The organism is Pseudomonas amygdali (genome assembly GCF_002699855.1).
In the GTDB taxonomy this organism is placed as follows: domain Bacteria; phylum Pseudomonadota; class Gammaproteobacteria; order Pseudomonadales; family Pseudomonadaceae; genus Aquipseudomonas; species Aquipseudomonas amygdali.
In genome coordinates this window covers 1-206 of record NZ_LKBW01000258.1, presented here as the reverse complement: position 1 = coordinate 206, position 206 = coordinate 1, and the positions used below count along the sequence as shown (strand labels likewise).

General features: G+C 57.3%; 1 pseudogene. It reads left to right on the top strand.

From position 1 onward, the window contains the following. Window positions 1-206, top strand: a pseudogene (locus tag AO277_RS15935) (IS3 family transposase); the annotation flags it as partial.

Sequence of the window (206 nt, the reverse complement as noted above, 5' to 3'; positions counted from 1 at the left end):
GCGCCAGACAGCGGCCTTGTTCGATATCCGTCAGTTCGGCATCATCAATCTATGGCAGCGCCTTTTTGACGAAGGTGCGCTTAATGCCTCCTCAAAGCCCCCTGAGAAAGCTGGACGCCCAAGAAAGACGACGACGACCCTTCCCCCTGTGAATTCCGCTCCAGTCGACGATGAATCGCGTTCGCGTGACGAGTTGCTTGCCGAGG